General features: G+C 44.3%; 20 protein-coding genes and 1 tRNA gene. 13 read left to right on the forward strand and 8 right to left on the reverse strand.

The features are described 5' to 3' along the window. Positions 1 to 28: 28 nt before the first annotated feature. Both AWB54_RS08760 and AWB54_RS08765 read right to left on the reverse strand, forming a co-directional pair. Entirely contained in the window at positions 29 to 364 is a 336-nt protein-coding gene (locus AWB54_RS08760) for a GNAT family N-acetyltransferase (RefSeq protein WP_061214234.1), read from the reverse strand. A gap of 16 nt (positions 365 to 380) precedes the next feature. Further along, positions 381 to 689: a hypothetical protein gene (locus AWB54_RS08765; protein ID WP_061214235.1), complete on the reverse strand. Its 309-nt coding sequence runs from the start codon at positions 687 to 689 to the stop codon at positions 381 to 383. Between the two features lie 137 nt (positions 690 to 826). Between AWB54_RS08765 and AWB54_RS08770 the strand changes: the two genes are divergently transcribed. From AWB54_RS08770 to AWB54_RS16695, 3 genes are read left to right on the forward strand one after another with little or no spacing between them, the layout of a single operon-like run. Continuing rightward, entirely contained in the window at positions 827 to 1,117 is a 291-nt protein-coding gene (locus AWB54_RS08770) for a hypothetical protein (RefSeq protein ID WP_061214236.1), read from the forward strand. Positions 1,118 to 1,152: 35 nt separating this feature from the next. Beyond that, positions 1,153 to 1,983 carry a hypothetical protein gene (locus AWB54_RS16590; protein WP_061214237.1) on the forward strand — a complete coding sequence of 277 codons (831 nt, stop codon included), beginning with the start codon at positions 1,153 to 1,155 and terminating at the stop codon, positions 1,981 to 1,983. Further along, complete coding sequence (locus tag AWB54_RS16695; protein WP_082736120.1) at positions 1,974 to 2,099, forward strand: LuxR C-terminal-related transcriptional regulator; 126 nt, start codon at positions 1,974 to 1,976, stop codon at positions 2,097 to 2,099. The genes AWB54_RS16590 and AWB54_RS16695 overlap by 10 nt, the downstream gene beginning before the upstream one ends. A 75-nt stretch (positions 2,100 to 2,174) precedes the next feature. Here the strand turns inward: AWB54_RS16695 and AWB54_RS08780 are convergent, their stop codons facing one another. Beyond that, positions 2,175 to 2,447: a type II toxin-antitoxin system RelE/ParE family toxin gene (locus AWB54_RS08780; protein WP_061214238.1), complete on the reverse strand. Its 273-nt coding sequence runs from the start codon at positions 2,445 to 2,447 to the stop codon at positions 2,175 to 2,177. Beyond that, entirely contained in the window at positions 2,440 to 2,709 is a 270-nt protein-coding gene (locus AWB54_RS08785) for a type II toxin-antitoxin system RelB/DinJ family antitoxin (RefSeq protein ID WP_061214239.1), read from the reverse strand. The genes AWB54_RS08780 and AWB54_RS08785 overlap by 8 nt, the downstream gene beginning before the upstream one ends. Positions 2,710 to 3,166: 457 nt before the next feature. On the opposite strand from AWB54_RS08785, the gene AWB54_RS08790 reads away from it, so the two are divergent. Together AWB54_RS08790 and mgtE are read left to right on the forward strand one after the other, a co-directional pair. Next, positions 3,167 to 3,241 (forward strand) — tRNA-Val (locus AWB54_RS08790). Between the two features lie 368 nt (positions 3,242 to 3,609). Then, complete coding sequence (mgtE, locus tag AWB54_RS08795) at positions 3,610 to 4,953, forward strand: magnesium transporter (RefSeq protein WP_153014697.1); 1,344 nt, start codon at positions 3,610 to 3,612, stop codon at positions 4,951 to 4,953. 17 nt (positions 4,954 to 4,970) lie between these two features. Here the strand turns inward: mgtE and AWB54_RS08800 are convergent, their stop codons facing one another. After that, on the reverse strand, positions 4,971 to 5,681 hold the full coding sequence (locus tag AWB54_RS08800; RefSeq protein WP_061214240.1) for a hypothetical protein: 711 nt from the start codon (positions 5,679 to 5,681) through the stop codon (positions 4,971 to 4,973). A 265-nt stretch (positions 5,682 to 5,946) separates the two neighbouring features. On the opposite strand from AWB54_RS08800, the gene AWB54_RS08805 reads away from it, so the two are divergent. The 8 genes from AWB54_RS08805 to AWB54_RS08840 all read left to right on the forward strand — a co-directional run bounded on the left by AWB54_RS08805 (position 5,947) and on the right by AWB54_RS08840 (position 22,064). Next, the gene (locus AWB54_RS08805; protein ID WP_061214241.1) at positions 5,947 to 8,433 is read left to right on the forward strand and encodes a LuxR C-terminal-related transcriptional regulator; all 2,487 of its coding nucleotides are present in this window, start codon (positions 5,947 to 5,949) and stop codon (positions 8,431 to 8,433) included. A 105-nt stretch (positions 8,434 to 8,538) separates the two neighbouring features. Beyond that, the gene (locus AWB54_RS08810) at positions 8,539 to 8,775 is read left to right on the forward strand and encodes a DUF2442 domain-containing protein (RefSeq protein ID WP_061214242.1); all 237 of its coding nucleotides are present in this window, start codon (positions 8,539 to 8,541) and stop codon (positions 8,773 to 8,775) included. Positions 8,776 to 8,835: 60 nt separating this feature from the next. After that, positions 8,836 to 13,380, forward strand: coding sequence for a chitobiase/beta-hexosaminidase C-terminal domain-containing protein (locus AWB54_RS16290; protein ID WP_061214243.1), 4,545 nt, complete (start codon positions 8,836 to 8,838; stop codon positions 13,378 to 13,380). A 26-nt stretch (positions 13,381 to 13,406) separates the two neighbouring features. Further along, positions 13,407 to 14,450 carry an InlB B-repeat-containing protein gene (locus tag AWB54_RS16295; RefSeq protein ID WP_061214244.1) on the forward strand — a complete coding sequence of 348 codons (1,044 nt, stop codon included), beginning with the start codon at positions 13,407 to 13,409 and terminating at the stop codon, positions 14,448 to 14,450. Positions 14,451 to 15,325: 875 nt separating this feature from the next. Next, positions 15,326 to 19,249: an S-layer homology domain-containing protein gene (locus AWB54_RS08825; RefSeq protein ID WP_061214245.1), complete on the forward strand. Its 3,924-nt coding sequence runs from the start codon at positions 15,326 to 15,328 to the stop codon at positions 19,247 to 19,249. Between the two features lie 325 nt (positions 19,250 to 19,574). Then, positions 19,575 to 20,318, forward strand: a complete 744-nt coding sequence (locus tag AWB54_RS08830) for a polysaccharide deacetylase family protein (protein ID WP_160328936.1) — start codon at positions 19,575 to 19,577, stop codon at positions 20,316 to 20,318. Positions 20,319 to 20,372: 54 nt separating this feature from the next. Further along, complete coding sequence (pdaB, locus tag AWB54_RS08835; protein ID WP_061214246.1) at positions 20,373 to 21,107, forward strand: polysaccharide deacetylase family sporulation protein PdaB; 735 nt, start codon at positions 20,373 to 20,375, stop codon at positions 21,105 to 21,107. 744 nt (positions 21,108 to 21,851) lie between these two features. After that, positions 21,852 to 22,064: a YgaP-like transmembrane domain gene (locus AWB54_RS08840; RefSeq protein WP_061214247.1), complete on the forward strand. Its 213-nt coding sequence runs from the start codon at positions 21,852 to 21,854 to the stop codon at positions 22,062 to 22,064. 31 nt (positions 22,065 to 22,095) lie between these two features. On the opposite strand, the gene AWB54_RS08845 is transcribed toward AWB54_RS08840, so the two are convergent. The 3 genes from AWB54_RS08845 to AWB54_RS08855 form a co-directional block, all read right to left on the reverse strand. Continuing rightward, positions 22,096 to 23,025, reverse strand: coding sequence for an MBL fold metallo-hydrolase (locus AWB54_RS08845; protein ID WP_061214248.1), 930 nt, complete (start codon positions 23,023 to 23,025; stop codon positions 22,096 to 22,098). Positions 23,026 to 23,126: 101 nt separating this feature from the next. After that, complete coding sequence (locus AWB54_RS08850) at positions 23,127 to 23,531, reverse strand: hypothetical protein (RefSeq protein ID WP_235811139.1); 405 nt, start codon at positions 23,529 to 23,531, stop codon at positions 23,127 to 23,129. A gap of 233 nt (positions 23,532 to 23,764) precedes the next feature. Further along, positions 23,765 to 24,079 carry a hypothetical protein gene (locus AWB54_RS08855; protein WP_061214250.1) on the reverse strand — a complete coding sequence of 105 codons (315 nt, stop codon included), beginning with the start codon at positions 24,077 to 24,079 and terminating at the stop codon, positions 23,765 to 23,767. Positions 24,080 to 24,633: the final 554 nt, after the last annotated feature.

Genomic DNA, 24,633 nt, shown 5'->3' on the forward strand with positions numbered 1-24,633 from the left:
GTGAGGAGTAAGGGGTAAGATGTAGGGGTTACATTGTCAAAAGGACCGTCCCCTTGACACCCTGTAAATACCTGCAATATAAAATGCATTCGCCCTCCACATTGCCGAATACTTTGAGGCCGTCCTGTTCCACAAGCTTATAGGGAAGTACCTTTTCTCGCCGAAAGCCCAGCTTCTCAAACATACCGGCAGAATTTATATTGGTGGCATCAGCTATCATCAATTCGTAGCTCAAATCAATTGCACGCTTTATCATAGACTCGCCTAGTTTTCTAGCAATTCCCCTTCTCAGATAGTTTTCATCAGTGGAAACATACATGAGTCGCACACATTTTCCCGGTTTAAAGGCCAGATTAGTTTTCAAGGGTTTTTCCAACTCTTCAAAAAAAAATATTGGTTTTGCTAATCCCGTCAATCTCTTTTGGGGTCCATTCTATATTCGGAAATACTGCAAAAGCATCAAAACATATGACTACAGCTGCTACTGCTCCCGTATCTTCATCTACCGCCGCCATTGTAAGCCCTGCATTTATACTTTCCGGAATAATCTTCAGAAAATAATCATACATTTCCTCCTTAGTAAAATTCAACGACATGGTCATAGGCTCACGCTCAGAAAATGCTGCTGTTTGAATTGCAACTATCTCTTCCAGCATATCGATTGTTGACGTTATGATTTTTATATACACACCATCAATCCTCTTTTTCATCATTATAGCATCAGAGGACCAGGAGTTGCTCAATAGACTTTACTTTCTGACCTGACTGCATTAAATAATAACTGTTAAAAAAAATGGGGCCGTTAAGCCAGTGGGAGATAGACCTGTTGCTCACCGCTATAGCCCGGGCGTCCATACCCCGGCTGCATATCCTTATAATCAGTCGCAGTTATCCGGAAATCCCTGTAGACGAGCTGGAATTGAAGGGATTATGTAAAGAGATATCCCAAAACCTCTTTGAGTTTACCCAGGAGGAAACTGTGGAGCTGTTTGCCCAAAACGGATTCCAGCTTTCTGCCAAAGAACAGATCCTTTTGTGCAATAATACCGATGGCTGGGTGGCGGCCATTTATCTGGCCTCTACCATAAAAACGAAGGGCAACTGCTGCCGCTGGTAAATACCATTGAAAACAATATAGAGTACTACAATCACGTGGCCAACGGCTGTGGTACCGGTTTTGAACATACCGCCCGGGCCGAATATTGTTTGGAAACCGGTGATTTAAGCAATGCCGAACTGTTTGCCTATAAAGCCATCTTCAAGGCTAAAACCAAAAACCAGCTGTGCCTGGTTATCTGCGGCAACCTGTGTCTGGTCCGCCTGGCCCTGTTAAACGGCAAGCCCCATAAAGCCTTTTCCCTTTTAAATAAATTACGCACCGAGGTGGAAACTGCCGCCCATCCGGTTTTGTTCAACAGCGTTGATATCGCCGCCGCATACATATACGGCATTTTGGATAAATTGGAGCAAATCCCGTATTGGCTACAGGACGAGGACTTTTCCCGCTGCAATCTCTTTTATCAGGGAATAGGCATCAATTATACTGCCGTTGGCCAGGCAGCAGTTTTGCGTAAAAGTTATGCCGAGTTGGAAGTCATTGTGGAAACCATACGGGAAATTTATAAACCTAATAACCATATATTCGGCCTCATCTATGTCGGCATCTATGATGCTATAGCCAAAAAGCATCTTTATGGCTTGGAAAAAGCCGGGCAAGCTCTGCTGCCGGCTATAACAATGGCTGCCGCTGACGCTATCATTACCCCCTTCGCGGAAAACCTGCCCGAGCTTTATCCCGTTTTGCAGTCTATGCCGCCGCAAGAGCACCGCTCATGGATAAATCAGGTACTGAAATTGGGTGAACGTTTTATGCAGAGCTGGAAAATAATTAATGAACAGGAGCATATTCCACCCCTGACCGAGCGGGAAAGAGAAGTTCTAACTCTGCTGGTGAAGGCTGCACCCAAAAAGAAATTGCCCTAAGGCTCTACCTCTCCTCCAACACGGTCAGAAGGCATATACAAAATGCTTACGAGAAGTTAGGAGTTAATAATAAAATCCTGGCCGTTAAAAAGGCCAGGGAGATGCCCCTGCTTTAAGCAGGGGCATGCCTGCTGGGGAATTGCCCCCTGTTAAGTAAAGTAAATCCATAAACATAATTTCATTTTTGCGGATTAAAACAGGTCGCTGTGGGTTCCGGTGCGTGTCAAAGACAATATCAAGATATCCTTTTCAATCTTATAAATTAGTAACCAGTCAGGTGTGATGTGGCATTCCCTATGCCCGGCATAGTTACCGGTAAGTGGATGATCAAGATACTTCTGAGGAAGGGCCTTCTCTTGAACCAGAAGATTAAGAACCTCTTCGAGAAGCTTAACATCATAACCTCGCTTGACAATAGCTTTAAAGTCTTTTTTAAATCGGCTGGAGTACCTGATTTTAAGCATTCAGATCCTCCATTAATGCACTTACACTATCAAAAGTTTTACTCATATTGCGGTTGTTATTAACATCATCAATTGCAGCCATGGTTTCTTTATTGGGCTTTTCGATGCGGAGGTCAAAAGGGATGCCACCGTAGCGAACGGAGTAACGCAGGAATATATTCATGGCTGTGGACATATTAAACCCCAGTTCGTTAAATATAGCTTCAGCTTCCCGTTTTAATTCCTCATCGACACGAATATTTAAATTGGTTGTTTTGGCCATGTTTATCAGCTCCTTTCTATAATTAAATTCTAAGGTATTATATGCAATTGTCAATATATTACTCACAAACGCTTTACAAAGTCATTACAAATGCGAGGACTTCCCTATGAGGAAGTCCCTGCTTTTCAATTCCCCTTCTCAGATAATTTTCATATGGGAACTTTTGTTCTACCTCCAACTTCTTTCCATCCGTCTTTATATAAGAGTTTCAATACTTCCCTGACGGTCATCCCTTGCCCCTTCCCCATGTCTACTATACGCCCTGGTTATGCGTAATGTATATACCCTTTTCATCCGTCCAATCCAAGACTTATTTTTATAGCTTGATCTGTTTTTTGCATATAGGAATCATCAAGTTCTCCTATCTTCCGCACGAACCATCAGAAGACAGGAGTTGCTCAATAGACTTTACTTTCTGACCTGACTGCATTAAAATAATAACTGTTAAAAACAGATGGGGCCGTTAACTCAGTGGGAGAGTGCTTCCTTGACGCGGAAGAAGTCATAAGTTCGAATCTTATACGGCCCACCATGAAATCACTCTACACTCCAGTGTATCGGAATTATCGAAACAGAAAATAACTGGAGGCCATAATTAAAATAGTTCCATAAGAATCTAAAATAACAGGGTTTGCCCATCAGTGGCTAACAATATGGCTAATCAAAATAGCGGGTGAAAAAACCCGTTATTTTGCTATTTCTGTAAGCTTGCCCTGTAAATGCACCCTGTTTAACCTAATTCCAGGCAAACATATTAATAATGCCAGAGCAGGTTGCCCGGGTTTGCCTGCGAAGGAAGTTTGCCTTCCCTTAAGACCTATTCTGCCGTATTCCCGATTTTTTAACTTACACTTTCATTACTGTTTGTCTATCGCCGCTACTGGCGAGATGGAGGTATATATGGAAGAGTTGAGGGAACAGATATCTAATTTAATAAACCAGCAACTATGGAATCAACTAAGGCAATTGGCATGGGATGACTATCTTATACCGGATGTGGCATCATTGTTAATCGGCTTAAATAAAGCAGATAGGGTAATATTGTTCCGGCTCCTGCCCCGTCCGGTTGCAACTGCCGTATTCTCCTATTTGGAAAAAGAAGATCGCAATGCCCTGCTTAAAGATTTGACCAATGAAGAAACTCGCTATCTATTAACTAACCTGCCTCCCGATGATAGAACCACTCTCTTCGAGGAGTTGCCTGGTCAAGTTACTCAGCGCCTGCTTAATCTTTTGAACCCGGATGATTTGAAAGAAGCCAGGCTCTTGTTAGGCTATCCGGAAGAAAGTGTCGGTCGATTGATGACTCCGGATTATGTCGCGGTGAGACCACAGTGGACTATTCAGGAAGCCATTAATCACATACGGCTTAAAGCACGAAACAGCGAAACCCTGCATACCATCTATGTTATTGACGAATCCTGGAAGTTGCTGGATTCTCTGGAGCTCTCCCTGTTAATTCTGGCCAACCCCCAGGAAACAGTGGAAGCCATCATGAGCAAATCCTTCATCAGTCTCAGTGCCTTTGATGACCGGGAAATGGCCGTTAAAGTCATGCAAAAATATGATGTCTTTTCTCTTCCCGTGGTAGATTCGGATGGAATACTCCTGGGGCTGGTTACTTTTGACGATGTAATGGATGTTGCCGAAGAAGAGGCCACCGAAGACTTTCATAAAACCGCCGCCGTTACACCGTTGAAAGCCAGTTATCAAGAATCAAGCATAAAAGACCTGGTAGGAAAAAGAATGGGCTGGTTAATCGCTCTGGTTTTTGTAAGCCTGCTTTCCTCGGGAGTAATCGCTCTGTATGAACAAACCCTGCAAACCGTAATAGTTCTCACTGTATTCATCCCTCTTTTGCTGGGCAGTGGCGGCAACGCCGGTGCTCAGGCATCTACCCTGATGGTACGCGCCTTAGCCACCAGCGATGTGACGGCAGATGAATGGATAAGAGTGTTTTTTAAGGAACTTATGGTAGGTTTATTGCTGGGGGTGTTTATGGGAATCATCAGTTCCATATTTGGGTCTATGCGGGGAGGCCTGCAAATTGGTTTAATTGTGGGTCTTACCATGTTAACCATTATTATAGCTGCCAATCTGATAGGGGTAATGCTGCCCTTTATACTAACAAAAATGAAATTGGACCCGGCGGTAGCCAGCAATCCCCTTATCACCTCGATAACGGATGTCATGGGCCTGCTCATCTATTTTGCTATCGCCACCATGGTTTTGGGCCCGCTATAGAATATCTCCCAACTTGTTTACTGTCCGGTCTGATTACGGATTGATATTACATAGAAGTAAAAAGGACGTCTCAAGCCAAATATTTCTGCATGCTTTGGGGGAATGATGGTTTCCATAATAATATACTGCGACTCTTTGAGCCCGGCCGCATTTATAAGTTTTTTAAATGAACCGGGGGAACAGCCAAAGAATATAGCATCTTCCATAAGATTTAAAGCCTGCCGGTAATCATGGCTTATAGCCGCCACTATTTGTTCCCTGCTCCAGTATCTGAGCTGTCCTGCGAGTTGAGGCTTTAAATGCAGGTCCCAGAATGTAGTACGGGGCGATATGGACAGAGACAGCCAACGATTACCCAGCAGCAATCCCAGTAAAAGCAGCGCGGCACGGGATGAGAATTGCAGTTTAACCAATTTAAAGCCTGCCCGCCGGTTAACCCCAGTATTTATAAACTGCCAGCTAATAACAGCAAGCAGCATAAATATTGCTGCCAGGCTATAGATTTCAATAAAACTCCATTTGAAAAAGAAGAAAGGATAAATTATGGCTGCCATAGTCACTATTAGCATTTGAAAAACACCAGCAATAATAATCACTGCTGGCAGGGTACCATAAAGATTAACCAGTTGCCAGAAAAATGGAATAATAGTACCCACCAGCCCCGGGATTAATCTAAAACTACGAAGATAAATCAGGCCACTGCTGAGATGTTTCCAAATCAGTCTCATGTCCTCACCATCCACTCATGAAGCAAGGGGATATTCCTCTGCTTACCTGTTCTTCCCCATATTCCACCACTCATAAATTTATGATACAATGAATTTAGAATAGTATCACTAACATAATATTAATGTATACCTTCGAATATAGGGAAAAGAACCAGGCTATCTCTCTGTATGGGGCGTTCTGAGGGGACATTTTTTTGCTTTTGCAACAGGAAGCAAAAAAGATGTCCCTTTGCTTGATGGTTAGGAGCTGCATAGGGGGGAAAAAATGGCAACGGGAAAAAGCAATAGCATGGAACTGCATTATTATTCCGACCGGCTCAAACGCAAATTGGAGCAGATGCGTCTTGTGCCAGTTACTATTGTCGAAGCCCCGTCCGGTTACGGTAAAACCACCGCGATACGAGACTTTTTACAAAACTCCCTCCCCCAGGGCACGCCCGTCTGTTGGTTCACCGCCATGGATGAAAAGACCTCTGCGGGTTTTCGACGACTCTGCCGCGAGATTGAGAAGATTGACAGCCGTGCTAGTGAACGTCTCCTTAAAATAGATTTTCCTAACGCCGCCAACATTGGTGAAGCAAGTGAAGCCCTGCGGTCAGTCCAATGCAAACATGAAACCTATCTGGTCATAGATAACTTTCAGTTTTTGCAGGACGCCCTGCCCCCAGCTTTTTTTCTTGCGCTCCTCGAACATGGTGGCCAGGGTTTACATGTCATTATCGCAACCCAAATGCTCAAACGAGATACCCTTGCTATTGTTGCAAGTCACGGGGTTTTGCATATTACAACTGCCGATATGCGTTTGAGTGCAGAAGATATCAGCCGCTATTATGCCCTGGCCAATGTAAAAATTACCCCGGAGGATGCAAACGAGATCGAGCGCTACACCGAAGGCTGGATTATCGCGATCTATTTACAGCTCTCCACTTTTCTGGAAACAGGCACATTTTCCGATACACCTGGTGTTTTGGCTCTCATGGAGCATTTAGTGTGGGATAAGTTGACTGAAGCGCAACAAACCTTTCTTTTGTACTTATCACCGTTTGAGATGGTCAGTATACAGCAGGCATGTTCCCTCATCGGCTGTGATACACTGCCCGAATATGCTTTAGAGTCCTTCGCGAGCCCCTTTATCCGCTACGACCCGGTCGAGCGACAATATGAGCTGCATAGCATTCTGACCGAACTTCTTATTCAAAAATGTGGGGAGCGCGGGCCTGCGTTTGAACGCCAGTGCCTGTTGCAGGCGGGAGACTTTTGCCGGGATGAAGGCCAAACCGCCAGGGCTCTGGGCTTTTACATGCAAATCCGTGATTATGAGCGGATGCTCTCGCTGGACCTTTCCGAAATGAATTTGGAGATTATAGGCGGCGTGCCATTTACCGAGTTAGCATCTGATATTGCCCAAAATTGTCCGGCAGAAATCAAAAAGAAATATATTCTTAACATGCTTCGCATTGCCTGGGCGTTGTTTATGGTTGGGATGAAGGAGCAGTTTGAGATATTAATGGAAGAACTGCATACCATACCGGAACTACTGGAGAATTCCAATTTGCTAAGGGAATGGCTCTTGTTGTCTTCATATAGGAGTTTCCCATATCTGGCTGAAATGACTGCTATAATCAGACAGGCTGCCCCACTTTTTAAAAACCAATGTTCCCAGGTAATTCTCCCTACCGCGCTCTGGTGCTTCGGCAATTATTCCCCGTTGACTGAGTTCTACACTACATCTGGTGAGGCTGATCATGAGGCTGATGCGCTGGAGGAGTACATTTCCATCTATTCGCGTCTTACCAATGGCCACGGCAGCGGAGTTGATGCGCTATTTCGCGCGGAACTGGCCTATCAACGGGGAAACTTGAACGACGCGGAGATACTTGCCTATAAGGCAGCGTTTCTTGCCGAAAGCAAGCAGCAAAGTGTAGTTCTATTAGGTGCCGCCATATTGCTGGCCCATGTTGCCCTGCACAAAGCGGATATAGTCGGCTGGGAGCGTGCTATCGACTCAATGGAACGTGCCGCGTCCTTTGACCGACAGGATACGCTCGTCATCAGGTCGCTTCTGGATATTATTCGAGGCGTTCTCCTAAACGAGTTTCAGGATCATATGAGTATCGCTGATTGGCTGCAAAATGCAGATTTTGCAGAGCGTCGCCTGCCGCCCGCTATGATCCAAATTGGGTTGTTCGTACACCTGGGCTTTCTTATGCATCAAGGTGAATTTGCCCGAGTAATAGGCACAGCACAGGCCATACGACCGGAAGATGGGCTATTAAGTCCATATAGGGACCTCTTTGCTTGTTTCCTTATGGCCATCAGCCATATGGCCTTGGACAACCGTACTCAAGCCGCTGCTCTTGTTGAAGACGCTGCCCGCAAGGTTCTTCCCGATGGGTTGGTGTCTCCCTTTGCCTCATATTCACAACTGCTGGGGAATCTGGTTGATGAGGTCATTGCGCGTGATTATCCCGCCCTTTTAGAGAAATTTAAGACCGTCAGGAAGCGCTTCTCAGAAGGCTGGTTTACGTTGCGTGAAGCCTTTTTTTCAGGCGAGCTGCCTCCTGACTTAACGGAACGAGAATATGAGGTGGCCAAACTGGCAGCCGCAGGACTGCGCAACAGCGAAATCGCGGAAAAGCTTATGATAACGGAAAGCACCGTACGCGCACATATGCGAGCAATATTTCAAAAGCTGCAAATCGACCGCCGCACCCGCCTGGCGGAAAAACTGAAATTAAATATTCAAAGATAGTCCATTAAGATAGTCCATTCGGACGATGCGCAAAACAAAATCCCATTCTATAGTTAATCTGTAGGATGGGATTTTTCTATTTGCTATGGAGAAGGAGGCATATGCGTGAATTACATCAAAACCGTGCTGTCCATGAAGGACTACCGGCTTTTTATGGAAATGGAGAGCGGCAGTACAGTAACAGTAGACCTCTCCGGCAAGCTGCACACCATGAAATACGGCGAGCTTGCCGACGAAGCATTCTTTAAAACCGCCACCACCGACGGCGACTATGTCATCTGGGGCGGCGGGCGACTGCGCTTGACGGTTAATGAACTGATGGAGGTGGTTTTGCTGGGATGATTGAGGTATGGGAAATAGATACTCCATTCTTTGTATGACGAATTAAGGGAGGTATTAAGAATGAAAGACCAATTGGAATGTACCCGTGTCTTGGAGCGAACAAAACACATAAATGTGGAAGATACAAGGACACGGTTAGCATTGGCAGGTTTTAAGTCTATCTTAGGCATCTTGGTATTCGTATTGTTGTTATTGCCCGGTTTTAGTCAAGTCCAGCCAGAAACGGTAGGTCAAACCGTTTACTCTGTTTGCTCGGGAAATACACTGCTGGGTTACAACGGGCCGGTTAGCTCTCTGAACTCTCAGGGTGGTAACACCGGAGCAATCGTAGTACCGATAGCGTTGGGGCAGACGATAAATGGAAATATCGATAAATCCGATTATTTCTATCCTACGGCGGGGGGAGGTATTTGGCAGGACGAATATCAGTTAGTTCTCCACCAGGATACAAAAATTGCTCTGGAGCTGCATGCTCCAAACGGGGGGTATACACGCACCCTGTTGTACTGCGACCATGCTACACTTCCCAATGGGGATAAGGGAACCTATTCTGCATTTTCAGGCGGGAATTTGGTAGGGAACAATATTTATCGTCGCCCTGCAGCCGGATTCGGTGACCTTTCGTTGGGATCTAACATATATTTCCCCGGTTTATATCGTATTGTAGTCTTCTCAGATACTCCAGGACCCTATACGCTGAAAGTATTATCACCTGTAGCCGGAACCCATATCAACTTCACGGTAGAAAATGGCAACGCAAATGCGCCTCAACCAGTGATTTCTGATAGCAATGGTCACTGGACCCGGGATTTCGACCCGGCGTCCACCTACAGGATAACGGCGGAGAAAACCGGTTACAGCGTTTCCCCATCCAGCCAAGTGTTTGATGGCCCGTCTGACGAGCTGGATTTTGAACTATTTTCACTAGCGAGTATTCCTGAAATAACTTATTTGACCCTTAACAAAAATACGGGTGTTGCCGGAGAGATTCAGACGGTTAACGCCACAATTCATGCCACTGGAGCTGTTGATGGTACACCGGTCTCGATCTGTTTGTTGAATGCTCAAGGAAGCAATCCTCTGGCTCCGTTGTTCTATCCTAGTCCTGGCGATTTGGATAATAAGGACCTGAAGAAATTTTGGGAGAATTTAAAGGAAGATCCTTACCAGGAAATCACGTATAAAAGTATAGCGGGAAATGGAACGATTATTAACGGTCAGGCCACTGTTACCATGGTTATCCCTGATAAACTGGCTCCTGGTTACTACCAGGTTCGCGCTCAGTTAGCAGGTTCAGCCAGTATCATGTCCAAAAATTATAATATTGCCACAGCGACTGACGTTCCCTTGATAAGCAGTATTTCACTGACCCCCGCTCAACATAATACAGGACAATCTCAATATATAGATGTTAGTGTGGAAACTTACAATGTCAAGAACGGAACTAGTGTTACAGCTACACTGGTTAATAATGACGGCAGTCCCCTGGCCACCCCGGTTGATTCAGTTACCGGTGTCATTAGTGATAATCAGGTTCAGCTAGGTTTATACTTGCCGAGCGGGGTCCCGGCCGGCCATTACAGTGTAAAAGTTACCATATCCTTAGCCGAAATACTGACGGGTTTCAAACCTTATCATATTGTTAATTATCCGGATGCTGAAGCGGTTGATGCCGCTATAGAGGCCCTGACCTGGGAAAGCATCAAAGGCGGAAACACTTCACCTGATAATATTACAACCAATCTTAAAAGCCCGTTACCCACCACCGGACCAAACGGTACATCTATAAGCTGGAGTGCAAACCCTGTAGATTGGATTAATACTACCACCGGAGCAGTTACCCGACCAACAACAGGTCAAGGTCACCAAACAATTGTCCTGACAGCTACCATAAGCAAAGGTATGTTTAGTGGCATCAAGAACTTCACTCTGACGATTATTGATCCTACTATGGTAGTTACTCCAAGTGCCAGTCTGGCATCCGGTACTTACGGCGGAACGCAAAATATTACCTTATCTACTGCAAGCGAAGGGGCAACCATTTACTATACGACCGATAATAGCAAGCCGACAACTGCCAGCACCCCGTATACCAATATGATAGAAGTAGCATATAACATGACCATCAAGGCCATAGCAATAAAAGAGGGTATGGAAAATAGCCCGGTATCCACATTTGAATATGTAATTTTTGCCGGCGGTGACGGCAGCATAGATAATCCTTATCAGGTTGCAACGGCCGAACAACTTAACAATGTGAGATATCACCTGGATAAGCATTTCCAGCAGACAGCAGATATCGACCTGAGCAGTTATTATACCGGTTCGGGTTGGGAACCCATTGGCAGTGACGGGTCTCCATTTACCAGCATATTTAACGGCAACGGCAAGATCATCAGTAACCTTACTATCAACCGGAGTACAGAGAATTACACCGGTTTGTTTGGTTTTACCGGTACTACTGCCAAAATCCGGAATGTGAAACTGGAGAATAACAATGTTATCGGCCAACAAAATACCGGTGCCCTGGTGGGATACAATCAGGGTACCATCTTCAACTCTTACGCCACAGGTAATGTAACAAGTACAGATGATTGTGTCGGTGGTCTGATCGGTTGCAACCAGCAGAATTCTTCCATTACCGATTCCTACGCTATCGGTAATGTGGTCGGGGGGCAGTGTACCGGCGGCCTGGTAGGATACAATCAGGGTACCATTACCCGCTCATACGCTACAGGCGAAATAACTGGCAGAGGTAAAGTCGCCGGTCTGGTGGGGAGCAATTCTTCCGGTACAATTACCAACTCATACGCCACGGGTGCTGCAACCGGTACCGAGAACTATGTTGGCGGTCTGGTAGGGTGGACTTATTGCGGTACAATTACTAACGCTTATTCCACCGGTGCCGTAACGGGCACTGGAGGAGTCGGTGGTCTGGTAGGGTGGTATGACTCTAAATTCAGCGCTCCTTACGTCACTAATAGTTATTGGGACATAAATACATCAGGAATTACTTCATCTGCCGGCGGAAATGGCAAAACTACAGCTGATATGACAGGCGGGAATTATGGTGCCCATATTTATTTCCAATGGAATTTTGGTGGTATTTGGAAATATGGTGGGAATAACGGCTACCCCTCTCTGATAAACAATCCCCCTGTTGGACCAGATAAAACCCTGATCAGCATCATCACACCTTCTGCTATCACTGGTGTAGCCAATGGCACCGCTAAAGAAGCGGCAGCCCTGGGATTACCTGATAAAGTAAGAATGATTACGGATCGAGGAAATGTTCAGGCCGATGTGACCTGGTATGTAGACGCCTGCTCCTATGAACCGGCTGTAACTACTGAGCAGACCTTCACCGTAAATGGAACCGTAACGCTTCCGACCGGGGTAATAAATCCCGGCAATAAACCCCTGACCACTACCATTAGGGTCACCGTAAAAGCTCAAGCTGGCACCGTAACCAACATTACAGCAGTAAGTAATGTAGAAGTAGCTTATGGCACCGCACAAGCAGCAGCCCTGGCAGCGCTGGCAGCTACCACCACCATAACTGATAGCAATAACAATACCCATACCGTAAGTTTAAGCTGGAGCATAGCCAGCTATGACAGCAATACTGCAGGCAACTACACCGCTACCGGAACCTTTACCTTACCGACAGGAGTAGACCAGTCAGATCCACAGACCGAGCTAAAGGTAACGGCTATCGTTACCGTAAAAACTCAAGGAGTAGAACCTAATCCGACTATAACCGGCATTACATCAGTAAGTAATGTAGAAGTAGCTTATGGCACCGCAGAAGCAATAGCCCTGGCAGCGCTGGCAGCTACCACCACCATAACTGATAGCAACAACAATACCCATACCGTAAGTTTAAGCTGGAGCATAGCCAGCTATGACAGCAATAATGCAGGCAACTACACCGCTACCGGAACCTTTACCTTACCGGCAGGAGTAGACCAGTCAGATCCACAGACCGAGCTAAAGATAACAGCTACCGTAAGGGTTAACGCAGCAGTTTCTACTGATAAAACCCTGGTCAGCATAACCGCACCTTCTGCCATCACCGGCATAGCCAACGGTACCGCTAATACAGCAGAAGCCCTGGGATTGCCAACCAAGGTGACCTTGATTACCAATGACGGAAATGTACAGGCCAATGTGACCTGGTATGTAGCCGCCTGCTCCTATGACCCGGCTGTAACTACCAGGCAGACCTTCACCGTAAATGGAAATGTGACTCTTCCGGCGGGGGTAGTAAATCCTAATAGCGTTGAATTAAGAACCAGTATCAGTGTAACCGTCAACACGGCGGCTTCTCCCCCACCCCCGTGGTACCCGGTAAGCGGAGTAACTCTTAATAAAAGTAGTTTAACCCTGGAAGTAAACGGTCCTGCTCAAAAACTAGCAGCAACGGTGCAGCCCTCCTATGCCAGTTATCCCTATGTCTACTGGAATTCCAGCGATACTGCAGTAGCCAGGGTTGATAATACCGGACTGGTAACCCCGGTAGCCCCGGGGCAAGCCGTAATTACGGCAACTACTGCAGAAGGGGGAAAAACGGCCAGCTGTACCGTGACGGTGATGGCATCATAACTGCCACTGCAGAAGAAACCATAGTCTTGCACGATGTACCAGTAAGCATTAGTATTCCCCCCGAAGTCGAGGCTACGATTGAGGTTACACCGGGCAGCACAATGCCTCAGGTGAATATCAACAGTTCCACTGCCCTGGGTATAGTAGAAATACAAATACCGGAAGGAACTATTGCCAGCGGTCCGGACGGCTGGGATGGGACTTTTAAGCTGCCTACGATAAGCAATCAGCCCAGTGTTAACATAAATGGCGCCAGTCAGGTTAATACGGTTATCGTACTGGGTCTGGAGGATGAGCAAATCAGCTTTTCCCAGGCGGTAAGAATACTTATTCCCGGTCAGGCTCAGCAGCAGGTGGGCTATATTAGAAATGGAGTATTCACCCCTATTACCCGTATCCTCTCTGCCGATCGGCAGGATGTTGCGGATAGCGAGATTCCTGCTGATGGAGATGGTAAAATTGATGTTGATTCGAACCTGGCAGTCTGGACCAAGCACTTTACTGAATTTGTAATTTACACCCCTATAAGTAATCCTAAGCCTGCCAGTTATACTGTAAGCCTGAGCAGCAATTACACCAAAGCAGGGACCGTCAGTGGCGATGGGACGTTTTACGGTGGCAGTTTAATCACGGTAAGAGCTAAAGCCCAAAGTGGATATGTTTTTGATTACTGGAGTGAAAACGGCTCCATGCTTAGTCGAAATAGCGTCTACAGCTTTAACCTGGGTGAGAGTAGCCGTCAGTTGCAGGCTAACTTCGTACGGGAATTCCAGGAGTTGTCAATTACAGATGCTACTAAACCACGGATTATCACTTTTTCCCACCCAGTTTTACCGGATGAACAGAACCTTGGCAATATTTACGTGGCTACTGATATTAACGGGGATAATAAAGTTGAGGGGGTAATCGTTGCAGGGGTACCCGGCAATAACTGCCAGATTTCGGTTAAGCCTCCTGATGGCCAATGGTTATCCGGGGCAAGCTACTACTTGATACTGGAACCCGGCTTGCAATCAGCTTTAAATAAAACCCTGGGTATAAGGACGAGAATGAAGTTTACCGTGGAATAGGATTAAGCAGGGACTTCCCTATAGGGAAGTCCCTGCTTTTTTTGTTTGACAAAATGTAGGGGTCAACAACTATCGGAAGTATATGTTCCCCAGGCATATGAACCGAAAACAAACGCCTTTTCAACTGTAATCTGGTTCCTTATCTGGTTTATATAATCTTTTATTGTTTGCTGAATTGACTCAGGCATTGCAGCCACAAAAACACCCCCTCGGTCCTGGTTAACACCTCTTTTGCTTTTACCTCGCCAACCTTTTCCAATACCTTTTGCTTATAAGCCGGATATCGTTCAGAAATATAATAATACAATAAATCGGCAAAAAACGCTTCGTGCTCCGAAACTTTTTGGTCAAATGATTCGCTGCTCCAAGAGTCATATATGACTGTCAGAGCAGCTATTTTACATTATTAACCACATTATTATAATACATTATATTAAGTTACATAACCCAATAAAACATGATAAAATATAAAACAAAACACTAAAAAGCATAACATAACTTAACTGGCTTTATATGTACTAATAGTTTTTCTCCAAATAAGCGGACCAACAGATAGGCTATATATTTTTGAGCCGGTTTTTTTATGTTTCTTCTTTCGATTGCGCTTTGCGGAAACAATTAATAAATATCCGTAACCGAAAGAATCAGCAAGGAGAAGTTGAATTTATGAGGGGAAATGAGAACTCAAGAAAATGGCTAAGCAGTATTGTGATAGGTATATATATGCTGAGCTTTATTTTAGCACAGGCCCCGGTAATGTATGCCTGGATCAGTTCAGCGGTTGACGGATTAAAGGTTAGTGGGAGGGATTAAGAGAGGAGGTGGAAACGGACTAATTTTATAAAATATTAATGATTAGTAAGGAGAGAGATTGAATGAGTTTATTAAAAGTGAGACATGGTGAGAAGTGGGAAAGGGGAATAATTACTTATTGCTTGTTAGTCTGTATGGTATTTTCGTGTATCATAGCAATGCCGTCTGCATCTTATGCGGCAGATGATAATGCATGGGAACAGAATGGCATAGGGCTAAGTGAGCTTACACCTGAAAAGGTAGTGGTATTTGCAGGAAATACCATGAATGCTTCCAAGATGGGGTTTTTAAAGAATTATTATTATTTAAGCGAGGAGAACTTAAATGATCTTCGCCAGTATGACAATGGAACACGAGCATATGGCTATTTTGGTGAGGAGGCATGGATTTCCAATGCTTCATACTCTTCAAGTGATGATCATGGGGCTAGGGAGTGGAGATATAGCTGTTTAACAGGAATTGATTTGGAAAAAGCGTTTACAGGACTTGGTGTTACGCCTTCCACTGGCCTGAGCTTAAAAGTAAAGTCTACCGATGGGACTTCTTTTGTGTTGGAGAATGCCTTCGACCAATCAAGATATTACTTTAATCCCCAGGGAGAACAAAGCACAACGGCAGTGGCTCCAATATTGGCATTAAAGAAAAGCACAGTTTCCAGCACGATCGCTCCCAGTTCTGAAGCAACAGTTGTTGTACCCACTACAGCGGCAGATACATATGATCCCCTGTTTGCTTATGGGCAAAAAGAGGTCAATGAAGATAATAACTGTCACTTTGTAAAGTATGTAAACAGTATTGTGGCGGGTACTGAGGATATAGCGCTTACGGTTATAGAAGATGGGAAGAGTGAAAATCAGATTTCTATTTCTGAAATAATCAGAAAAGGTGTTTACAAAACAAATTATTCATATTCTAGCGGCGGTTCGCTGCATAATCATAGTGTGACGGGCATTCCGCTGGCTGCTCTGCTTAATGCGATGGGTGTATGTGTTGCTGATGGGCAGAGCATTCAGCCGGCTACAAGTGATAATTATGCTGCCAATGCCATTTCACAAGCAGATATCGACAAATGGTTTGTCGCCTATGATGCACTGGAAAATGGAAGTCAGGTTACAAATAATACTATATTAAGATTATACGGCCCAGGTCAGTTTGGCAATCAGGTGCTGGTGAAGAATCTCAGCACTTTGACGATAACCGGTCAATCGGCAGCAGTAAGCAAGACAGCTCTTACCGATGCAATCAAAGCAGCAAATACAAAATATATGAACGCAGCAGAAGGGATAGAAGCAGGACAGTATGCAGTTGGATCGAAGGATGCATTCAAGACGGCAATTGATACGGCTCAAGCGGTAGCGGATAATGCGGAAGCTACTCAAGCCCAAGTAAATCAGGCAGTTACCGATTTGAAAACAGCTGAAGGCGTATTTGATGCAGCAAAAGTAACAGCAGTAAGCAAGACAGCTCTTACCGATGCAATCAAAGCGGCAAATACAAAATATACGAACGCAGTAGAAGGGTCAGCAGCAGGACAATATGCACTTGGCTCGAAGGCTGCGCTCAAGACGGCAATTGATACGGCTCAAGCAGTAGCAGATAATACGGAGGCTACTCAAGCCCAAGTAAATCAGGCAGTTACCGATTTGAAAGCAGCTGAAGGTATATTTGATGCAGCAAAAGTAACCGATGGCAAAGCTGCAGGTGGAGATACAGAGAATGCAGTATTCTATATTGCGGTAAAAGAAAGCGCAGACAGTACAGCTAAGTATTACTATTACACAAAAGCAGAGCTGGAAGCTTATGAAACAACGGAAGACTTTCTTTACAATGATCACAGCGTAATCAAGACGGTAACAGCCAAGGGAGCACTGTTAAGCAACCTGTTATACAACCTGAACGGGGTTACAATTACCGGCGATATGATTATCCAGTATGCAGAATCGGATGGATACCATGCAGATCAGGCAACCTCCATAGACAACTCCAGCTACAAGGATAAGATTGCATGGCTGACAGCCCCTCACTACAACGGAAGCAATACCATAGAAGCAGCCAGAACTGTGATTGCATATGGTATACATGAAGAATATCTTAATCCGGATGAGAACAATATTAACGATGCTCCCGGAGTCTTCAAGGATGCGGACAAGGGCAGCGGCTATCTGAGAGCCTACCGAGAGACCGGCTCAGGGAAAAATGATGCCAACATCGGTGGGGCCAATGCAACAGTCATCAAGTATTTAATGGGGGTTGTAGTCAGCTACGACGGAGCACAGTTTACGGGCAAAGATGGATATACCCTAAAGGCAGTAAGCGCCAAGAACCCTGACTTGGCAATCGTTGCAGACCAAAAAGTTACAGGCCTTATGCCGGGAATGGAATTTGCGGTTAAGGCGCCAAGAGTAGTAAATTCTGTACTGGCAAGCGGAGAACCGGCATTTCAGAAGATAACAGTGGGAACAGGAGCATCCCAAACAGTATCCTTTAAATACACAGAGAACCCATATTTCTATGTAACAAATGGAAGCAGCACAACCAACTATACTTACACAGACCTGGTGAAAACTTCCGTGCAGCTTCCCAGCAAGGATGAAAACCAAGCACCTTATGGATATTCAAGGCCAATGTACTACAGATACAACGGAGCGTGGCTGGCCGACATAATTGGATCTGCCCTGATGAATGACACTGCCGTAACTGGTTTTAATATAATCGGAAAAGACGGCAAAAAGACATTTGTCAGCAAAGCGGATGTAGCCCAGTATTTTGTAGCCTACAACAATACCCAGTCAAAGACCAGCACCAACATTCCAGAAGGAAAGCGGGTTACCAGGACATATGAAGACGCCAAGGTAATTATCCCGGGCCAAGGTGAAAACATAACCGGCTCCGCAGCAGACGACTACACAACTGCAGGCAAAGATGTAGGTGTGCTGGTTGCTGCGGCTGAAGGCGTGGAAGCTTCATCCGCCGGTGGGGGAAGCGGTGGTGGTGGTGGTTCCTCCGGTGGTGGTGGATCCGTTTCTACTTCGAGCGGGCAACAGGTACAGAGTTCTGGTGCGACTGTCACTAAAAACGGAGTTGTAGTAGTTATACCTTCAGGAGCAGTCAGCAGCGGCATATATGTTCATGTAGCTATAGTTAGTTCATCAGGTTTGACCGTTGACAGCGGAAGTAAACTGATTAGTGATGTTTATGAAATTACCAAGGATAAAGAGGGCAATTTTGCCAAGGACATTACTGTGACCCTTCCCTTTACCAAGAGTAAAGCAGATCAAAGCAAAGATGAACTGACTATCTGCTTCTGGAATGGCAGCAAGTGGGTAGAGCTGGATAACGTTAAGGTGGATTGGAGTACAGGTACAGTAAGCGGTACAATAAATCACTTCACCAAATTTGCCGTGCTGGCCAAGAAAAAGGAATCCGCAGCAGTACCGATGATCAGTCAGCCCGCAGCCAATCAGACGGTATTGACTGATATTAACGGTCATTGGGCGGCAGAATCTATTCGCAATATGCTAGGCATCGGTATCCTTAGCGGTTATCCGGATGGCACTTTCAAGCCTGATCAAACAATTACCAGAGCTGAATTTGCCAGCATGCTTGCTAAAGCTTTTAAATTGTCTGCAAGTGGAAACAAGGTTTTTGATGATACTGCCGGCCATTGGGCACAGGATTATATCGCTGCTGCTAGTGATGCAGGTATAGTGAGCGGTTTCAACAACAACAATTTTAAGCCAGACGAGCCCATCACCCGTGAACAGATGGCGGTAATGGTTACTAAGGCTGCCAAAGCAGGAAAGCCTACCCAGGCAATTAGTTTTAAGGATAAAAACGATATCTCAGTCTGGGCCCAGGAAGCTGTAGCCAGTGCTGTATCAGCTCAGCTGTTAAGCGGTTACCCTGATCAAACCTTCAGACCTAAGAATAATGCTAGCCGGGCTGAGGCTGCCTCAGTTTTAACCAAAGCTTTAAATCTGAAATAATATTATCAAGTTTATTTAGCCAAAGCCTTCTGAACATTGAATGAAAATGTTCAGAAGGCTTTCCTCCCTTTAAGCATCGGAAGAAACTGCGGAGCCGTTTTAAACACAGCGTGCAACGTGGCGGGGGATTAGTCCTTTATCCATAAAAAGAACCCGCTGTCCCACCTCCCGGGCAAATCCATCTAGTGGCTATATTGTCGTTTTTTATATAATCTGTCGAAGGGGTACAGAAGGACGCTTCTTTGACTTGCTAACTTAATGGGGAACATAAACAGCCTTTCTAAAACATATAAATTAGAATCAGCAAATGAGGAGAAATGCTTTTATGTTTTTTGTATTGCGAAAACGAAGCGTGGGGGTCTTTTTAGGCGGAATCCTGTTTCTGGGTATTTCACTGGGGGCTTATAACCTGGCCTTACACCCCAATATGCATAATTGGAAAGCCCAGAAACTAGTGATAACTGATGTAAAAACTACGGAAAAAGCAGTGGCCCTTACCTTTGATGATGGCCCCGATCCGGTAAATACCCCGGTAGTTCTGGACGTATTAAAGAAGCATCAAGCCCAGGCCACCTTTTTCGTTGTGGGAATAAGAGCGGAAAGACAGCCTGAACTTTTGCAAAGAATGGCCAGTGAAGGGCATGAAATCGGTAACCATAGTTATAGTCACGCGGATTTTAATCACAAGAAAAAGGAGTTTTACCAGGAAGAAATACGGAAAACCAATGCATCGATTGAAAGCATCAGCGGCCAGAAGCCCCGGCTATTTCGCCCACCAGGCGGTTATCTTTCCTATGATATGGTTGAGGTCACCCAGAAAGAAAAAGTCACCATAGCCTATTGGACCTATCAGCAGGATAGTAAAGATTGGCAAGGAAACAGTTCCTCCCAAATTTCCGCCCACATAATAAAAAACATAAAACCTGGTCAGATTATAATACTTCATGATGGCTATAAAAACGGCCTGGAAACAGCACGAGCTTTGGATAAACTGATTCCTGAGCTTAAGCAGCAAGGTTACCGTTTTCTAACTATGAGCGATTTAATGCTCCTGGAAAAGCAGGAATAAAGCTGGAAACATCGCCATAAAAATGTAGGAGAATAAAGAGAGGAGGAAAAAAGCATGCCCAAGGTTTTTGGTTTTTACAAGATACGGGCCAGAACCAGGCTGACCCTTACCGCTCTGATTACCCTGATTATCCTGGTAAGTGGGGCTTTATATGTACAGGCCTATAATAAAAATAAGCCGGTATATGAAGTGCCAACTGAGAAAAAGATGGCGGCTCTTACTTTTGATATTAGTTGGGGTAATAAAACTCCCCTGCCGGTTATTGAGATTCTGAAAGAAGCGGATATAACCTGCACCTTTTTCCTTTCCGGTCCCTGGGTTAAAGAAAACCCGGAAGCAGTACAAAGGATTAAAAAGGACGGTCATGAACTGGCCAGTCATGGCTATCGCCACATCAATTACAGTACTTTGAGTAAAAGCGAAATTAAGGAAGAGGTTATGAAAGCTCACAAGAATATCCATGAGGTAGGAGGAGTGAATGCTAATTTGATAAGAACCCCCAACGGAGACTATAATGACCACGTTATTGAAGCCATTCATGAAATAAATTATGAGGCTATTCAATGGAGTGTTGATTCTCTGGACTGGATGAATCCGGGAACCGCTACCATTATAGAAAGAGTAAAGAAGAAGGTTCATCCCGGTGCCATTATTCTTATGCACGCCAGCGATACTTGCAAGCAGACTACCGATGCTCTGCCTGTTGTAATTAAAAATCTTAAGGAGCAAGGCTATGAACTGGTTACAGTCTCGACCTTGCTTAAAGAAATGCCCCCAGAAAATAATTGAAGCCATTTGATCCTACCCTCAAATGGCTTCCAGCTTACTCTTCCTGGTCTTCAAAACCGTCAATGTGTTCCAGACCAATGTCTTTGAGTATTTCGTCTATTAACTTTTTATCCAATTGTAGTCCCTCCTTTCTAAGAATATATATAGCTTAATGTTCTCAAAAAGCCCCGGCCCAGTTTCATTATCGCTATTATAAATAGCTGGCAACAAGGCTGCTAAACATAAACCTAACCAAGCATAACGCATATCCCTGATTTTTACAAGGGTTAAACCGCTATTTACAGATAATAGAAAATCTCTTCGAGATACAATCGCCGAAAACTGATATTTCCGTTAGCACTTTGCTAGCGGTTTTTTTATATCTCGGCAAACCAACTTAGTAGTTTTTATCCACCATTTCTCCGTCTCAAGCTTGAATTCTAATTCCTGTCCTATTTTTAATTCATTCTATAATACCACTTTTAAGAAATCATTAGGACTTCGTAAAAAGCAGGTTAAAAAGGTTTAAAAATCTCTTTTTAAGAAAATCTGTCCTGATTAATCTAGCGTTTTTCTCCTATTTCTCCTGAAATAATCCCCACTATCCTAAACTTAACAATGCCAGCTCGCATACTTGGACTTTCCAGACTTAATACTAGACTTAAGTAATCTTTTTGCAAACGTAACGATAAGATAACAACTGATACTAAGGGTGGTATGAATCTATTTCCAGTCAAGCATTAAAAATAAAGTGAGGTTAAGCTAATGTTAAGTAGAGATGGGGTAATAGCCCGGTATATTTTAGCCTTTTGCTTCTTTTTCTCTTCCGGTTCGGAAATGTTAACCGGTTGGCTGGCTACCCTTAGCGGTATCCTGGGTTGTGTGGAATTGGCCACGGCTCTATTAAAATATTCCCCGCTATATGAATTATGGGCTGTAATAAAAAATCATTACCAACAAAACAAAGCACTGGAATAACGAAGGACATATCGAATAGGGCCAGGGAATTCTATCCTATTCTTATGTAATGGGTATCATCAATTTTTTTCACTTTCCCGGCTTTCTCCAGGCGCTTAAGATGCTTATCAATCATCATTTTGGTAAAAAAAACAGCAAACGGCGTTTTCCCTTTGAAGCCTTCTATGAAATCCTGTCGTGCAATATCATCAATAGTCCTGGGCTCAGCCAGGTAAACCAGGCTCTGTTCTTCCTTCTTCAAAGGCACATCCAGATAGGTCTGCAACAAAGCAGGAATATTGTCCTGAGCAGCGTCAAATACCCGCCGGTGCGAAGTTACCAGTATACGGGGATTTATTTCTATTAGCTTTTTTATTGATTTTTCCAATTCGTCGAAATCAGATAATCCTCCCCCATACCAGGGTCCGTCCGGTGCCAAATCCAAATCGGCGGAAAAGAGAATCCCTTCTTTTTCGCAATAAAAAGCATAATGACCGGGGGAATGACCCGGCAGATGGATGGCCCTCAGCGAAGTTACCCCCAGTTCGAAAACATCCCCATCCTTGATCAAGCCATCCAATTGAACTTCCTGAAAACCACGCTGGGCAGGTACATCTTCCGGAAGTGGCATAGTGCCCGAGAGAAGCCTTCTATCCATCTCACCCATCAGTCTTTCCCAATCATAAAAACCGGAGAATTTCAGGTAAAGCTCCTGGTCCTGATAGGTCAGAGCTTCTTCCCTGCCCGCCATAATCCTGGCTTGGGGGAAAAAACTGATTCCATTCACATGGTCAAAGTGGTTATGACTTAGCAAAAGCAGTTCGATATTGTCCACGGGTACTTCAGCAAAAGCCCTCCCACCTGAACCGGCATCTATAAGAGTTTGCATCTCATCATCGATGTACAACGAATTACTGTACGGGAACACAGCCCTGGCCTCCGGCCTAATCAACTTAATTACGCTGGTTAAAGCAATTATCATTTTGTAACTCCCCCTCCAAAAACAACTTCTCTTTCTAGATAAAAAAGCCCGGAAAGTCCCGGGCTTGACTAACATTTCATTATGGAACTATTAGCATGTATCTACTCCAACTTTTCCAACATTTCCAATACCATATCAAAGAAATAGTTAATATCTTCCCGGTTGTTAATTCCGGCTTTGAAAGCCACTTCAGGGAAACGGCTCTGACTGTTGACTTTAACACTAACTGTATATAGCGCCTGATCAATCTCCTCTTCCAGGCTCTCCAGGTCAGCCTCACTCCACTCTTCATCCAGAACTAATTCATCATCGTCATGATTATGTCTTATGTGATGAAGATTGATTTCCTCGTTATTATCGATAATCTGGGCAACTATCCACATTACATCCGTACAAGTCATATCCATTTCTTCGCTCAATTGTAGTATTTCGTTGGCTACAGGTGTGATCTTCAATAAGTCGGAGAGATTTACCGGTTCTCCCTTTCCCCATCTTTTCTTCACCATATCACCTCCGTAAATATTAGCCGACGGATCAACATAAGCTTTACCAGGGTTACTATTATGGGTAATACAATAAACCATTGCCTATTAATTGTCCATATCAAATTCTACTCTTATTATTAAGATAATATGTAAGTCCCCGCCAAAAAATAGGATTTAGAGGGTCTCACTATGACTTGCAGGTAATTATACCCTATTACTCAGACCACGCTCATAAAAATATCATAAATAAAATCTCATGGCAAATTTTTATGTGGGTTATTAAATTCTTCCACCCCATATAACTCTTTACGTTTTTGTCGACGTAAGCGTTCCACATCAGGCTGAACCATTTTCTTAAGTTCCAGTCGATTATCGCTAATAAATTTCTCCAGCTCAGCGGTAGATAATTTTTTATCATGACGGTTCAGACGAATACTGAGACATTCATTTAATTGCAGATAAAAACTGAATTCTGCTTTGGCTTTTTCTCCATTAAGTTCAAAAACCGCATCTCCGCCCGCTCTATTGCGGTCAGTCAGCCGTAAATTTTCAAAACCGATAAATTTCAAAAAACACACCTCCAGGCTTACATTCCTACATATTTCCTCGTTTAAGCATCGTAAGAAACTAGCAAAGTAGTTTCAACACAGCGCTGCAACGAGGCGGGGATTAGAACCCGTTGCCTATTTTAATTAATAGCCCGGGCTTAAAGAAGCGGAGAAATATTTAGCCTCGTTATAAATATTCGTTTCGACGTCTAAAAGCATAATCCCTGCAAAATGCATTGCTAGTATGTAGAAGTCATTATTATTATAGATTTTCCTATTTCGCAAAAGAGCAAGAATGGATAAGATAAATAAAAAACAGGAGACATCCCCTGATCCAATAGCTGTGTGTTTCATAAAATTCCTTGGCGATATTAGCTTTACATAAAGTTGTTGTCAAGTCAAGAGATAATCAAAGAAATCTCGTTAATTTCTGAGATAGCCTGAAATATCGCACAAATTTCCTGTTTTTTCGGTACTTTGCCAGGAAAGCCTGTATTTTGGGCTTTGAAATATATCTCGGAGAAGTCTAATATTTTTAATATGACCTTATTGTGACCATTTTTCACCTCAAATCA

The sequence above is a fragment of the Syntrophomonas wolfei subsp. methylbutyratica genome (genome assembly GCF_001570625.1).
GTDB lineage: Bacteria > Bacillota > Syntrophomonadia > Syntrophomonadales > Syntrophomonadaceae > Syntrophomonas > Syntrophomonas methylbutyratica.

What these genes read in the sequence shown, in the direction of transcription:
- AWB54_RS08800 (WP_061214240.1), bottom strand. Translation starts at nt 5,681, where the DNA reads ATGAGACTGATTTGGAAACATCTCAGCAGTGGCCTGATTTATCTTCGT.
- AWB54_RS08785 (WP_061214239.1), bottom strand. Translation starts at nt 2,709, where the DNA reads ATGGCCAAAACAACCAATTTAAATATTCGTGTCGATGAGGAATTAAAA.
- AWB54_RS08850 (WP_235811139.1), bottom strand. Translation starts at nt 23,531, where the DNA reads ATGGTGAAGAAAAGATGGGGAAAGGGAGAACCGGTAAATCTCTCCGAC.
- AWB54_RS08825 (WP_061214245.1), top strand. Translation starts at nt 15,326, where the DNA reads ATGAGTTTATTAAAAGTGAGACATGGTGAGAAGTGGGAAAGGGGAATA.
- AWB54_RS08845 (WP_061214248.1), bottom strand. Translation starts at nt 23,025, where the DNA reads ATGATAATTGCTTTAACCAGCGTAATTAAGTTGATTAGGCCGGAGGCC.
- AWB54_RS08830 (WP_160328936.1), top strand. Translation starts at nt 19,575, where the DNA reads ATGTTTTTTGTATTGCGAAAACGAAGCGTGGGGGTCTTTTTAGGCGGA.
- AWB54_RS08780 (WP_061214238.1), bottom strand. Translation starts at nt 2,447, where the DNA reads ATGCTTAAAATCAGGTACTCCAGCCGATTTAAAAAAGACTTTAAAGCT.
- AWB54_RS08840 (WP_061214247.1), top strand. Translation starts at nt 21,852, where the DNA reads ATGTTAAGTAGAGATGGGGTAATAGCCCGGTATATTTTAGCCTTTTGC.
- mgtE (WP_153014697.1), top strand. Translation starts at nt 3,610, where the DNA reads ATGGAAGAGTTGAGGGAACAGATATCTAATTTAATAAACCAGCAACTA.
- AWB54_RS08805 (WP_061214241.1), top strand. Translation starts at nt 5,947, where the DNA reads ATGGCAACGGGAAAAAGCAATAGCATGGAACTGCATTATTATTCCGAC.
- pdaB (WP_061214246.1), top strand. Translation starts at nt 20,373, where the DNA reads ATGCCCAAGGTTTTTGGTTTTTACAAGATACGGGCCAGAACCAGGCTG.
- AWB54_RS16290 (WP_061214243.1), top strand. Translation starts at nt 8,836, where the DNA reads ATGAAAGACCAATTGGAATGTACCCGTGTCTTGGAGCGAACAAAACAC.